The organism is Citrobacter sp. RHBSTW-00859, from assembly GCF_013729795.1.
GTDB lineage: Bacteria > Pseudomonadota > Gammaproteobacteria > Enterobacterales > Enterobacteriaceae > Citrobacter > Citrobacter braakii.
Genome location: NZ_CP056284.1, coordinates 3,127,980 through 3,140,079, shown reverse-complemented (window position 1 = coordinate 3,140,079; position 12,100 = coordinate 3,127,980). Strand labels below are relative to the sequence as shown.

Below are 12,100 nucleotides of genomic sequence, written 5' to 3'. Positions count from 1 at the left end.
TGCTTAATCGCGGCTGGCGAAGCCCAAAATGCTCAGCAGGCTGACGAAGATGTTGTACAGCGAAACGTACAGGCTGACGGTGGCACGGATGTAGTTGGTCTCACCGCCACGGATGATATTACTGGTTTCAAACAGGATTGCGCCTGAAGAAATCAGAATAAACACCGCGCTGATCGCCAGATGTAAAGCCGGCAACTGCAGGAAGATATTCGCAACCATACCAATCAGCACCACCACGATCCCTGCCATCAGCATACCGCCGAGGAAGGACATGTCTTTCCGCGTGGTCAGCACGTAGGCTGAGCAGCTGAAGAAGACCAGCGCCGTACCGCCCAAAGCCATGGCGATAACATCACCCATGCCCGCAGACAGGTATGTGTTCAGGATCGGTCCCAGAATGTAGCCCAGGAAGCCGGTGAAAGCGAAAGCTGACAGAATACCAACCGGTTTATCCGCCGTTTTATAGGTCAGGAACATCAGACCATACATACCCACCAGCGTCAGGATAAGCCCCGGAGAAGGCAGCATCAGTACGGTACTGGCAGTCGCAGTGAGCGCCGAAAACGCCAGCGTCAGGCTGAGCAGGAAATAGGTATTGCGCAGCACCTTATGCGTGCTGAGTAGCGATGTACGATCGCGTGAAGAACTAATAATACGATCCATGAGTCACTCTCTTATGACAGATGTAATTAATGATGGAGGATAATGAAATCAAGGGGAATGACACAGCGGTTTTACCCATCTTTACGCATTTTAACCCGCCAGGCTTAAGCATATTATTTCAACAAAAGCTCCCGAATTAGATGTTAGCACTATATGTGTAAAAATGCCTGTTAGATATCTGCCAGGTAACTGAAAAATATTGCGTTATTCCTGTTTCTCTCTGACAGTGACAGCGGTGTCTACATAAAACAGAGCAATAAGGTAAAGGGAATGATTCAACATAAATCGAAGATATTGACGTTTACGCTGTTGACTGTCTGTTTGATGTCTATCAACGGCGCGGCGATGGCGGCAAATGTTCCTGCAGGAACAATACTTGCAGAAAAACAGGAACTGGTCAGAAACAATGGCAGTGAGCCAGCGTCGCTGGATCCGCATAAAGTCGAAAGCAACGTTGAGTTTAATTTAATCAGCGATATGTTCGACGGACTGGTGGCGGTTAAGTCGGATGGGTCTATCGAACCCCGGCTTGCCGCGTCCTGGGAGAACAAAGACAACACCGTCTGGACCTTTTATTTACGTCCGGGTATAACCTGGTCAGATGGGTCTGCCATTACCGCACAGGATGTCGTCTGGAGCTGGCAGCGTCTGGTCTCACCGCAAACAGCTTCACCTTATTCCTCGTATCTGGGCAATATGCACGTAGCAAACGCCCTCGATATTGCCCAAGGGAAAAAAGATCCCGCCGCTATCGGGGTCAAAGCCCTGGATGATAGCACGCTGGAAATTACCCTGACGCAGCCAACGGCGGCGTTTCTGGCGATGCTGGCGCACCCGTCACTGGTTCCGCTGGATAAAGTGCTGATCGGCCGCTTTGGTGATAAGTGGACCCGGCCAGAACATTTTGTCTGCAGCGGGGCGTACAAGTTATCGCAGTGGGTAGTCAATGAGCGCATCGTTGCCGTGCGTAACCCGCATTATTGGGACGATCGGCACACCGTCATTGATAAGGTCACTTATTTGCCCATCAGTTCAGAGTCCGCAGACGTTAACCGCTATAAGGCCGGCGAAATCGACATTGTGTATAGCGTCCCGGTCAATCAGTTCGCGCAGTTGAAAAAGACGATGGGCGATGAACTCCATGTCTCACCTCAGCTTTCAACCTATTACTATCAGTTCAATACGACTCGAGCGCCGTTTAATGACCCGCGCGTGCGCCGGGCGCTGAATATGGCGTTAGATAAAGACATCATCGCACAAAAGGTGATGGGGCAGGGGCAACGCGCGGCGTGGGTTATCAGCCAGCCGGAAATAGGGGGAGTGCAACTGCATGCGCCGGAATATGCGGCGTGGCCGCTCGAAAAACGCATTACCGAGGCTAAGAAACTGCTGGCTGAAGCTGGTTTTGGCCCTGAGCATCCGCTTAGCCTAAATCTGCTCTATAACACCTTCGAAACGCACCAGCGTATTGCCATTGCCGCATCGTCAATGTGGAAGAAAAACCTCGGCGTAGAGGCGAAGCTGCAAAATCAGGAATGGAAAACCATGCTGGATACCATGCACACCGGTAATTTTGACGTCGTGCGCTACGCATGGATCGCCGATTATGATGATGCCTCAAGTTTCCTCAATATTTTCCGTACCGGCGATAGCGAGAATACCACCAGGTACAGCAATCCCGCTTTTGATGACGCGATGCGCAAGGCGGCGAAAGCAACTTCGCTGGAGGAGCGAGGCAAATACTACCAGCAGGCTGAAGACCTTTTAGGAGAGGATGTGCCAGCGATTCCGGTTTACCACTATGTCCGCACGCATCTTGTGAAGCCGTGGGTGGGAGGATTTGCGCCAGATAACTGGGGAAATTACTACACCAAAGATATGTTCATCAAAAAACATTAAGCGCTGTAGCCAGTATTTGTGCTGAATAAACGGTCAATCTGTTGTTATTTCAGTCGATTAACAATATTTTGGCTGTTTTTCAGGCAAACGAACGCATTGGTGCTTTACAGGTCCGTTCGGGATGTTTATAGTGCGCCTCATTGGAAGCGTGGCCGAGCGGTTGAAGGCACCGGTCTTGAAAACCGGCGACCCGAAAGGGTTCTAGAGTTCGAATCTCTACGCTTCCGCCAAATTAAACAAGGGGTTACCGAAAGGTAGCCCCTTGTTATTTTCGGCTATTGGAATATCTTGTTGGAATATTTTCCTCATCTGTCAGAACTTAGACGAAAAAAATCCCGCCGAAGCGGGAGATTTTTAGGCTTGGATTAGTCGTTTAAACAGCAACTGTTTGACGTCTTGGCGGTGTGATAAAATTGCATGTGCCGTAATCGTTGAACCATCTACCGAATACAAAACTCTATAACCACCTGCAGTGTTACACTCACGATACTTTGCAACCCCAATCTTGATCAACTCCGGGCAAACTTGGCAACCGAGGGGAAACTGGCTGACCTGTTTCTCAAACTGCTCAAGAATGTCGGTAATCACGGGTTTCACTTCCACGTCAACGTGATGCAGATAGTTGGCAATGTCATCAATGCAGGTTTTGACTGTATGCGTGTATTCGATTTTGACGCTTTCCATTACAGGATCCTTATATCAGTATTCTCTCATATAAGCCCATCCAGTAACTGCTCCTTCGAAAGTACCTTACCGTCAGATTTATCTTTCTCAGACAGTGTGAGTAGCTTCAGAAGAGCAATAGCATTTTCCCGCTCCTGCACTTGTTCATAAGACTCGATAACGTACGCGGGAGTGCCATTTTGTGTTACTAGGATCGGCTCAGATAAATTGAGAGAAGCTGCGTTTTTCTTAACGAAGCTAATAGTCTCAATTCGCATCGCACTTTCCTTTATCAGTTATGGGAGTCTTAATTTAGTCTAAATTTGATCTAAATGCAACGGTGTTGTTTTTCAATGAATGGAGCGTCCAACGTCGGCGTCACCTTCACTTTGCGGTCGTAAACCAGCACATGATTTCCGTTTTATGACCAGAAAATAGTTGCTTGTCCCGGCTGGAACCTGCGTAGTCCGAAATCTCCTTTGCTCTAATGTCGTGGAAATTGCGGTCGAACGGAACGCTGGCTTTCTGCTCTGCAGTTCGTTTCGCATCGTCCACCAGTTATTTAACGTTTTCGGGATCACACGAGTGCCTTTGTTTGTCGTCACAACAAACTCACCGCCGGTACCGAATGTATTCCGCGCCAACAGCACTTTTAAACGAAGAGACTAATAGATTAGTATCCGTAAATAACTCATCGTGATAAAAATCACTGTTATTAAGATCATCTATTGCAGTGAATGTTTACTTCTAATGAATAATTTCAGTTAATTTTTATAAATTCCTAAAGTTGTTAAAATCACGGATTCGCTCTGGCACTGTTCGCGCGTAGTGATACGGTGCGATTTTTCCAGGCATGGAGTTGTAAAATGAAACGAGTGGCGATGTGTATTTTGGGAGTGTTATTTTTATCGGGGTGCAGTCAGCGCGTTGCTGATCTAACGGTGGCAAGCACTAAAAATTACAATATGAACGGAGGACAATTTGTCACCGGTAATCGTGTTACCGGGGAGGATAGTTCCGCGATAGTTATTTTCCCTCTCGGTATGCCAAATGTTAAGGAAGCAGCGGACAAGGCTATTGAGAAAGATCGTTGCGCTGTGGGATTAACTAATGTTGTTGTCGAACACTATATGTACGCATTTTTATTTGGTGTTCAGGGGTTTACGGTTGAAGGCAACCTGATACTGGATAAAACCCTGCCAGGGTGTTTTAACGCTAAATAGATAATAATTTTAAATAACTAAAACCTCGCTCCGGCGGGGTTTTTTATTGCCCGGAGGAAATCATGTCAGAAGACCTGGGAGGCATTTATTACACAGTAAATGCCCAGACCGCCCCTTTATTGATCGCACAAAAAGAGGTTGATAGCGCGAACAAAAAAATGCTGTCGGGTTTTGACAAAACTGATAATTCCGTAAAAAAAGTCAGTGCCTCATTTGGCAAATTAAGCGCCGTTGCATCAGCGGTAGCGACCGCATTATCAGCAAACGTTGTTGTTGAATACGAAAACGCATGGACTGAATTAAGCAACAAACTGGTTAACGCCGTCAAAGCAAATGAAACGCTGGATGAAGTAACCAACCGTGTTTTTAAGGCCTCACAGGATATGGGGCGAAAAGCCATGCAGTCTCAGAAAAACGATCATTTTGTGCAGAGTATCCGAACTGAAGTCGACAGGTACATTCAGGAGCGCCAACCAGAGGCGCCGCAACCCATGCAGGCAATTATTGCCGTTCTTGAAGAATCTCTGCCCGGCGATGATTTAAAATTTGTGGCTGAAAATATTACTGTGCAGCCGGATTTTTTACGCAGTCAGGATGGAAAAGATTTTACTGGGAATACTGGTGAGGGAATTAAGAAAAAGGGGGAGCAGTGGCACTAATACAACCCCGGCCGCCAATGCCGGGAACACCACCTGATGATGGTGATTATGATGAACGGGAATTGATAGCCATGGAAGGCAGATTTCTTTGAAAGTGTTGGTATACTATCTTCAAGGTTGTGCCTAACATGTTGTTTTTTTCTGGGTACAAAGTTCGTACAATTTACCAAGAAAAATATCATGTCATTGATTTTATTGAAATTGTCATCGGTCTTGAAAACCGGCGACCCGAAAGGGTTCTAGAGTTCGAATCTCTACGCTTCCGCCAAACATAAACCCCGAGCTATTTAATAGCTCGGGGTTTTTTCGTTTTGTGCAGTTTATGTCATGCCATCTTTCACCAGCCTTAGTCGCGCAAGGGCAACTCAGCGCTGCTGCCCGGCGGAAAGCTGACGAACTGAATCATCTTCATATCTGGCAATGCCTACATGAGCGAACGCCTTTTCATTCGTCGTAATATCCATAGCAGCCCCAGCATAAAGGCCAGGTAGCCCATAACGTAATATCCCTGCTGTCTTCGTTCTGCGAGCGTTGGGTCGGCTGCCCATGCCAGAAAGGCGGTAACATCCCTGGCATATTGCTCTTCCGTTTCAGCTTGTAGCGACGCCGGGCGCCATTGAATCTCTCCGCTGGTCAACGGTTTCGGCATGTTAATCACGCCGCCGGGAAAATAGCGATTAGCCTTCAGTTCAGGGTCGGTAGGTTGATAACCGGTTAGCAGTGCGTAGACGTAATCTGCTCCCTGGTCCGTGTAGGGCAGAAAAGCATCCAACAGAAATTGCGGGAATCCGCGATCGTATGAGCGGGCACGTACGATATAGCTCAGGTCAACGGGGGAAGCACCATTGTTAAGGTATCGTGCTTCCTGCTCGTTTAGATACGGCGAGATGAAGCTGTCATTTAGCGTCCCGTCTCGCTCACCAATCTGGCCGTCATCCTGAAGCTCAGGAAACTGATAGCCGCTGGCGATACTTCTTGCTTCTTCAGCCGTGAGTTCCGGACCGCCGGGCCTGGTCAACGACCGAAAGCTAAGGTGCTTTATGCCGTGACAAGCGCGACACTTCTCTTCATAAACCTGCAGGCCACGCCGAAGCTGCGCTTTATCATACTGGCCATTGATGCCGCTGAAGCTCCATTCCTGCCGTTCAGGCGTGGCTTCCTGCGCATAGGAGGAACCCAGTCCCAACAGAGAAAAGGACAGAATGCTGATTTTCAATAGTTGTTTCATCATCAGTCCTGTTTTTCCAGAAAACGACGGCAAGGTAATACGATTAAAAACCAGGCAAACCAAATGAGAGTCGAAAGCTGCGATGCGGCACGGATCCAGCCCTCTTCGTTACGGAAACCGTCAATAAGATCGGGGCCAACCAGCGCTTTCGACCCTAACCAGCCTAAAAAGCAGGCATTAATGACCCACAGCCAGAATCCGCATTTAACCAGTTTGCTGTAATGGCGAAAACGAGCCCGGGAAGTATCAAGCCAGGGAAGGAAATAGAAAATCAGTACCGAGCTGCACATTGCGGCTAAGCCAACGAATTCATTTGGGAAGCAACGCAAGATGGAGAAGAAGGGGAGAAAATACCATTCCGGCGCAACAATCGCGGGTGTAACTGTTGGGTCCGCAGGAATAAAATTATCGGCGCTGCTCAGATAGTGCGGCGCGAAGAATAAGAACCAGGCGAAGATCATCAAAAAAAGGATGATTTTGATGGCATCAAGATCGGTAATTTTGTAATCGAACAGCAGGCTCCTGGACTCTTTCTCGCTAAACCTCTTTTTCATCGCCTGCGCAAACGCCGACTGTACGGTGCGAATATGAAAAACCGTTGCTCCAACAATCACAAAGGGAAGAATAAAGTGGAGAACAAAAAAGCGGCCAAGCATCGGCGTTCCCGGAGTATGGCTGCCGACTAAATATGCGTAAAGGGTATCACCCACCAGCGGAATGGCCTGGGCAAAGCGGGTAATTACCGTGGCCGCCCAGTAGCTTTTTTGCCCCCAGATAAGGCTATAACCAAGAAATGCGGTCATCATCAGCAGGATATACAGCGTCACGCTAATCATCCACATTGTCGTCCAGGGCTTGCGGTAAACGCTGTAGTACATGCCACGAAAAATATGCAGATAACAGGCAAAGAAAAAGAGCGACGCGCCAATAGCATGCATGTTGCGTAACAGTTCTCCATGGCGAACCGCACGCATAATATGAATAATGGAGTCAAATGCCAGCTCGGCCGTCGGCACGTAAAACATTGCCAGCACGATACCCGTAAGGATCTGCACACCGAGTATAACCAGCAGGATGGCGCCGATTGCGAATACCCAGAGTCCGGCAATCGAGCGAGGAAACGGGATACGCCAGCGAAGCGAATAGACGCGCTCACTCCTCATTTCAGGCTTCCTTCGTGCCGATACGCACGGCCTGACCATCCGAATGAATAACATAGTCCGGGATTGCCAGGTTGGTCGTCGCGGGGCCGCGCGTCACGCGCCCGGAGGTATCAAACTCTGAGCCGTGGCACGGACAGATCCAACCCACGCCTCCAGGTCGGGCGTTGGGTACGCACCCGGCATGTGGGCAATACCCTTGAACCACCAGCCATTGAGGATGAGTAGCAGAGACCCTCTCGCTGTCCGGTTGTGGGTCGATAAGCGTATGCCAGTCGGCACTTCTGGCAGTAATAATCTCATCCTGGGTGCGATGGTGAATAAGAATCAGCTTTCCCTGCCATACGCGTCTGACGGTTTGTCCAGCAGCAACCCCCGCAAGAGAGACATCAATCGGTTCATTTTCCGCAAGAGTCTTCTCATCCGGACCCAGGACCGAAACCAGCGGCCAGACGGCAGCAGCGACGCCTGCCGCACCGACGAATTTTGTCAGTTTACACAGACATTCCCGGCGCTGTTCCTGGATTTCGCCATCTGCAAGTTTATTCTCTGTCACCTCGTATTTCTCCCTGAGCATCGCGGATTAACGTTTGTCGATACGCGCGTAAATTTCCTGAAAGCGCTTATCAGCAATACCCGGCGCTTTGAATGCCCGATAGCTTGCTGGTAACGTGGCATCTCCAACCTTTATCAGCATCACCATGCCCTGAGCGTAATGCGGTGTACATTTGATGCCGTAAAATCCGGCATTGTCATAAGTTACTTCGATCTCTTCATCGATTTTTCCCAAAAAACCGGGATAGTTAGCCGGAGACAATTCAGCGATTGAAGCCGCGTTGTGACTCTTATGTTTACGGATAAACTTCACCGTATCCCCGGGCTGGATCTCCAGATAATCCGGCTCATAGACCATTGGTCCCGCAGACCCACGATTTTTCATCAAAACGTCGTGAGTTTGTGCGAAGGTTGAAGAGGCGAGGGCGAGTAAACATAAAACTTTCAGACTCTGTTTGAGATATTTCATCGATTCTTCCTTAAAATTCATCCGGTCTTTGATAACGGATAAAACAGTTTTCAGCGCCTGTTTCATGTTCAACAATGGCGTCGATACCAAACCAGGCATGGAGGTTTTCACGGGTAAACACGGCGCAAGGAGTCCCCTGCATCGCCATATGCCCGGATGTCATGACGATGATGCGATCGCAGAACATCGCGGCATGATTGAGGTCGTGCAGAGCGGCAATGACCGTGAGCTTTTCACGTTTAACCAGACTAAGCAGGCCAATCTGATGTTGAATGTCGAGATGGTTGGTGGGTTCATCCATCAGTAACAACTGCGGCTGCTGCGCCAGCGCCCGGGCGATATGCAGGCGCTGTTTTTCTCCCCCGGAAAAGGTATGCCAGCATCGGTGCTGTAATTCACGGAGATCGACCTTCTCCAGCATAGTTTGCACGATATCGTCATCTTTGGCGGACCAGGGCGAGAGCAGGCTAAGCCAGGGCGTGCGCCCCAGAGAAACGGCTTGTAAAGCGGTAAGACGCTCGCTGGTTTCTGCCTGTTGTTCGACCAACGCCACCCGCTGCGCAAGGTGACGCCGCGAATAATGCTGGAGCGCCTTTTGCTGCAGGGTGATACGCCCGGAAGTTGGCTTCAGCAAACCGGCCAGCAGTGAAATCAGTGACGTTTTGCCCGAGCCGTTGGGACCGATGATGCCGACAAACTAGCCGGGCGTTACGCTGAGTGAAATATCTTCAACAATCGTCTTACCTTTTACCTTCCAGTACAAATTACAGGCTTCAATAACGACTTGCGCAGAGGCAACGAGTGGCTGTACGAGATTCACCGTCATTTGTTCTGGTTTCCTCTAATCAGAATGATTGAAAACGCAGGAGCGCCAACCAGAGCCGTGATCACGCCTATTGGGAGTACCTGACCGGGTAGTAACGTGCGGGAAATAACATCAGCGATAATGAGGAAAATAGCTCCGGTAAGCGCACTAACCGGCAGCAGTCGATGATGCTGGTTGCCGACCAGCAGACGAGCAGCATGAGGGATCACCAGACCGACAAAGCCGATCGCACCCACAATGGAGACCATAATCGCCGTCATGCCGGTGACGGCGGCAATCAGTACTGCACGGGTACGTTTTACCGGAATGCCCAGCGATGCCGCAGACTCCGCACCAAAGGAGAAAGCGTCAAGATGGCGGGCATAACAGAAGCACAGCGCGATACCGACCAGAGCGGTAGGAATGGCTAAGACAACATCGGGCCAGCGTACACCGCTCAAATTGCCCAACAGCCAGAACATAATACCGCGTGCTTGCTCGGCGTTTGCTGAGCGGGTAATGATAAGCGACGTGATCGCATTGAAAAGCTGGGAGCTGGCGATCCCGGCAAGGATGATTTGGGTTGTCACACCCCCACCTTGTCTACCGCCAGCGGCCATCGCCAATAGCGCAACGAACAGAAATGCCGTCAGCGCACCAATGAAAGCGCCCAATGACATACTGATGATGCCAGCCCCAAGTCCAGTGAGAGCAATCAGCACCGCTCCGGTGGACGCTCCGGCAGAAATCCCCAGTAGATAGGGTTCGGCGAGAGCATTGCGTAGCAGCGACTGTAACACTACGCCGGAAACAGCCAGGCACGCGCCGCAACTGGCCGAGACCAGCGCTCGGGTCAGGCGGTAGTTCCAGACGATCCCTGCATCCAGCGCATCGACAGGATAGTGTGTATCAAAAAGATGATTTGCCAGCGTGCTGAGAACATGCTGCCAGGGGATAAGCGTTTCGCCGATGGAAATCCCCGCCAGCAGTACGCCACACATTAGCGCACTGACCCAAACGGCATGCCCACTGACTCTCACCGCAAGCTGACCAACAGCGCGACGCATCCTGCGTGAATCACTCATGATTATCTGCGTTCCTGAGTAACGGAGATGCGCTACACCGTGCGAGGATATAGCGCAAAACGTAGATTAATGAGCAGCCTGCGGATGTGCTAAGCCATATTCAACAAGGGCATCAGCCAGTTTTTCCACACCATCAATAGTTCTGATCCCGGCATTCATGGTCTGTACGTCAATGACCGGTAGATGGTTTTCTTGGACGGCAGGAACCAGTTTGGCGACAGGATCGGACTTGAGGTATTCCATCTTGACCTTCCAGTCATCCGCCGGGAAACGGCGACGGCTCATCTCACCGAGCACAATGAGTGAAGGATTCGCTTTTGCGATGGTTTCCCAACCCACCGTTGGCCACTCTTCAGCAGAATCAATCACATTCTTCACTCCCAGCGTTTGGGCGATCCATGCCGCCGGACCAAACTTCCCGGCAACGTAAGGGTCAAGCTGGAGATCGGCGCTTGAGAACCAGAACACGGCGGAAACATTCTCATCCATTCCGGTAATTTTATTTTTCGCTGCGGCTTCACGTGCTTTAAGGCTGGCAATCAGCGCCTCGCCTTTATCCTGAACATCGAAGATTTTCGCCAGATCGGCGACTTCCTGATACACCATGGCAATATCAAACATGCCCTTACGGACACCATCACCACCATCTTCGTTATCTTTCGCACAGTCAGCTGGCGCGGTGTAAACGGGAATTTTCAGTTCACTAAACTGTTCGTAAGAGGCAACCGTGCCAGCAGGGCCGATTTGCCACTCAAACTGACTGGCGATCAGATCCGGTTTTTTCGCCACGATCCCTTCAAAGCTTGGAATATTTTGCGCGATAACGGCGACTTTTTCATTTGCTGTTTTATAAGCCTCCAGTACCGGGCCAAACCACAGCGAAGTACCCACGACGCGATCGGCCAGCCCCAGTGAATAGAGAATCTCGGTACTGTTCTGACCCACCGTCGCCACGCGCGTTGGTGCCTGATTGAAGGTAATATCGCGGCCACAGTTTTTAATCGTCAGAGGATATTCGGTTTTTGCTGCCTCGGAAAAACCGGAAGTAAGCAGGAGAGCAGTCGTGCCAAAAATAGCCAGAAGCGTTTTTTTAGAGAAGTAAAAGGTAGAATTAGCGTGCATTATCATCGTCCCGTTGATGCCAGAATCTTAAGGTCTGGTCATGGCTTATTTCATTCCATATATCGGGAGGAGACATGAAGATAGATGACATTGAATCGTGAAATTTAAGAATGAAGATATGCAAAAAATGCAAATAAGCTTTACTCAGCCAAAATCTTATTCATAAATACACTACCGCTTGCGTCAAATAATTCATCCCATGGACCATCCCGTCCACTCAATGGCATATACCTTTGACAGCAGGTCTCCTGACTCACGGTAATCAGAATATCGGCCTTCCCATAAAGATGAACTTTACAGTGACCTGTGGTTTATGAGCCACACAGGGATATTCTGCATCCGCCTACAGTTGCGGGGGCAGTTATGGAATTGAATTGAATAATTCTCACCATATTCCTATTCATATACAAAAATGTAATGAAATGCTGTCGAAAGCGACTCTAGCGGCAATTGTTAACAAGGTCAACCATAGAGGGTAAGGGATAAAAGGTAGTGGTGTAGAAAAAAATACCCATTTAATACAGTGAGTTATGATTTTGTTGGTTACTGCGATGTTGTAAATGAAAATA

The 12,100-nt window shown here is 49.4% G+C and carries 12 protein-coding genes, 1 tRNA gene, 2 pseudogenes and 1 riboswitch; of the genes and pseudogenes, 4 read left to right on the top strand and 11 right to left on the bottom strand.

The features are described 5' to 3' along the window. Positions 1-3: 3 nt before the first annotated feature. A complete protein-coding gene (yccA, locus tag HV302_RS15815) occupies positions 4-663 on the bottom strand; it encodes an FtsH protease modulator YccA (RefSeq protein WP_016152501.1) in 660 nt (219 codons plus the stop codon). Positions 664-933: 270 nt separating this feature from the next. On the opposite strand from yccA, the gene HV302_RS15810 reads away from it, so the two are divergent. Together HV302_RS15810 and HV302_RS15805 are read left to right on the top strand one after the other, a co-directional pair. Beyond that, the gene (locus HV302_RS15810; RefSeq protein WP_181626257.1) at positions 934-2,562 is read left to right on the top strand and encodes an ABC transporter substrate-binding protein; all 1,629 of its coding nucleotides are present in this window, start codon (positions 934-936) and stop codon (positions 2,560-2,562) included. Positions 2,563-2,704: 142 nt separating this feature from the next. Further along, positions 2,705-2,792: transfer RNA gene (locus tag HV302_RS15805), tRNA-Ser, on the top strand. Between the two features lie 124 nt (positions 2,793-2,916). Here HV302_RS15805 and HV302_RS15800 read toward each other — a convergent pair. The 3 genes and pseudogenes from HV302_RS15800 to HV302_RS28345 form a co-directional block, all read right to left on the bottom strand. Beyond that, positions 2,917-3,246: a type II toxin-antitoxin system RelE/ParE family toxin gene (locus HV302_RS15800; protein WP_049040818.1), complete on the bottom strand. Its 330-nt coding sequence runs from the start codon at positions 3,244-3,246 to the stop codon at positions 2,917-2,919. A 26-nt stretch (positions 3,247-3,272) separates the two neighbouring features. Further along, entirely contained in the window at positions 3,273-3,503 is a 231-nt protein-coding gene (locus HV302_RS15795; protein WP_049040815.1) for a type II toxin-antitoxin system Phd/YefM family antitoxin, read from the bottom strand. Between the two features lie 50 nt (positions 3,504-3,553). After that, positions 3,554-3,732, bottom strand: a pseudogene (locus HV302_RS28345) (hypothetical protein); the annotation flags it as partial. Between the two features lie 359 nt (positions 3,733-4,091). Here HV302_RS28345 and HV302_RS15790 point away from each other — a divergent pair. Continuing rightward, the gene (locus HV302_RS15790; protein ID WP_101699898.1) at positions 4,092-4,448 is read left to right on the top strand and encodes a hypothetical protein; all 357 of its coding nucleotides are present in this window, start codon (positions 4,092-4,094) and stop codon (positions 4,446-4,448) included. 62 nt (positions 4,449-4,510) lie between these two features. Next, positions 4,511-5,107, top strand: coding sequence for a hypothetical protein (locus HV302_RS15785; protein WP_181626256.1), 597 nt, complete (start codon positions 4,511-4,513; stop codon positions 5,105-5,107). Positions 5,108-5,531: 424 nt separating this feature from the next. On the opposite strand, the gene HV302_RS15780 is transcribed toward HV302_RS15785, so the two are convergent. From HV302_RS15780 to HV302_RS15750, 7 genes and pseudogenes are all read right to left on the bottom strand, one after another. After that, positions 5,532-6,335 carry a cytochrome c1 gene (locus HV302_RS15780; RefSeq protein ID WP_181627476.1) on the bottom strand — a complete coding sequence of 268 codons (804 nt, stop codon included), beginning with the start codon at positions 6,333-6,335 and terminating at the stop codon, positions 5,532-5,534. A 2-nt stretch (positions 6,336-6,337) separates the two neighbouring features. Continuing rightward, complete coding sequence (locus HV302_RS15775; protein ID WP_047501122.1) at positions 6,338-7,498, bottom strand: cytochrome b; 1,161 nt, start codon at positions 7,496-7,498, stop codon at positions 6,338-6,340. Position 7,499: 1 nt separating this feature from the next. Next, positions 7,500-8,051 carry a ubiquinol-cytochrome c reductase iron-sulfur subunit gene (gene petA / locus HV302_RS15770; RefSeq protein WP_181626255.1) on the bottom strand — a complete coding sequence of 184 codons (552 nt, stop codon included), beginning with the start codon at positions 8,049-8,051 and terminating at the stop codon, positions 7,500-7,502. 27 nt (positions 8,052-8,078) lie between these two features. Next, a complete protein-coding gene (locus HV302_RS15765) occupies positions 8,079-8,519 on the bottom strand; it encodes a pseudoazurin (protein ID WP_047501117.1) in 441 nt (146 codons plus the stop codon). 10 nt (positions 8,520-8,529) lie between these two features. After that, positions 8,530-9,345 (bottom strand): annotated as a pseudogene (locus tag HV302_RS15760) (ABC transporter ATP-binding protein). Continuing rightward, positions 9,342-10,409 (bottom strand): FecCD family ABC transporter permease, encoded by a 1,068-nt coding sequence (locus tag HV302_RS15755; RefSeq protein ID WP_016156150.1) that lies wholly within the window; start codon positions 10,407-10,409, stop codon positions 9,342-9,344. Before HV302_RS15755 ends, HV302_RS15760 begins: the two are co-directional and overlap by 4 nt. 66 nt (positions 10,410-10,475) lie before the next feature. Beyond that, positions 10,476-11,531 carry an ABC transporter substrate-binding protein gene (locus HV302_RS15750; protein ID WP_181626254.1) on the bottom strand — a complete coding sequence of 352 codons (1,056 nt, stop codon included), beginning with the start codon at positions 11,529-11,531 and terminating at the stop codon, positions 10,476-10,478. A gap of 221 nt (positions 11,532-11,752) precedes the next feature. Further along, positions 11,753-11,976: riboswitch (cobalamin riboswitch) on the bottom strand. Positions 11,977-12,100: the final 124 nt, after the last annotated feature.

Bases quoted from the DNA above. Each gene is read 5' to 3' on its own strand.
- HV302_RS15775 (WP_047501122.1), bottom strand. From the start codon at position 7,498: ATGAGGAGTGAGCGCGTCTATTCGCTTCGCTGGCGTATCCCGTTTCCT.
- HV302_RS15750 (WP_181626254.1), bottom strand. From the start codon at position 11,531: ATGCACGCTAATTCTACCTTTTACTTCTCTAAAAAAACGCTTCTGGCT.
- yccA (WP_016152501.1), bottom strand. From the start codon at position 663: ATGGATCGTATTATTAGTTCTTCACGCGATCGTACATCGCTACTCAGC.
- HV302_RS15785 (WP_181626256.1), top strand. From the start codon at position 4,511: ATGTCAGAAGACCTGGGAGGCATTTATTACACAGTAAATGCCCAGACC.
- HV302_RS15800 (WP_049040818.1), bottom strand. From the start codon at position 3,246: ATGGAAAGCGTCAAAATCGAATACACGCATACAGTCAAAACCTGCATT.
- HV302_RS15755 (WP_016156150.1), bottom strand. From the start codon at position 10,409: ATGAGTGATTCACGCAGGATGCGTCGCGCTGTTGGTCAGCTTGCGGTG.
- HV302_RS15780 (WP_181627476.1), bottom strand. From the start codon at position 6,335: ATGAAACAACTATTGAAAATCAGCATTCTGTCCTTTTCTCTGTTGGGA.
- HV302_RS15810 (WP_181626257.1), top strand. From the start codon at position 934: ATGATTCAACATAAATCGAAGATATTGACGTTTACGCTGTTGACTGTC.
- HV302_RS15790 (WP_101699898.1), top strand. From the start codon at position 4,092: ATGAAACGAGTGGCGATGTGTATTTTGGGAGTGTTATTTTTATCGGGG.
- HV302_RS15765 (WP_047501117.1), bottom strand. From the start codon at position 8,519: ATGAAATATCTCAAACAGAGTCTGAAAGTTTTATGTTTACTCGCCCTC.
- HV302_RS15795 (WP_049040815.1), bottom strand. From the start codon at position 3,503: ATGCGAATTGAGACTATTAGCTTCGTTAAGAAAAACGCAGCTTCTCTC.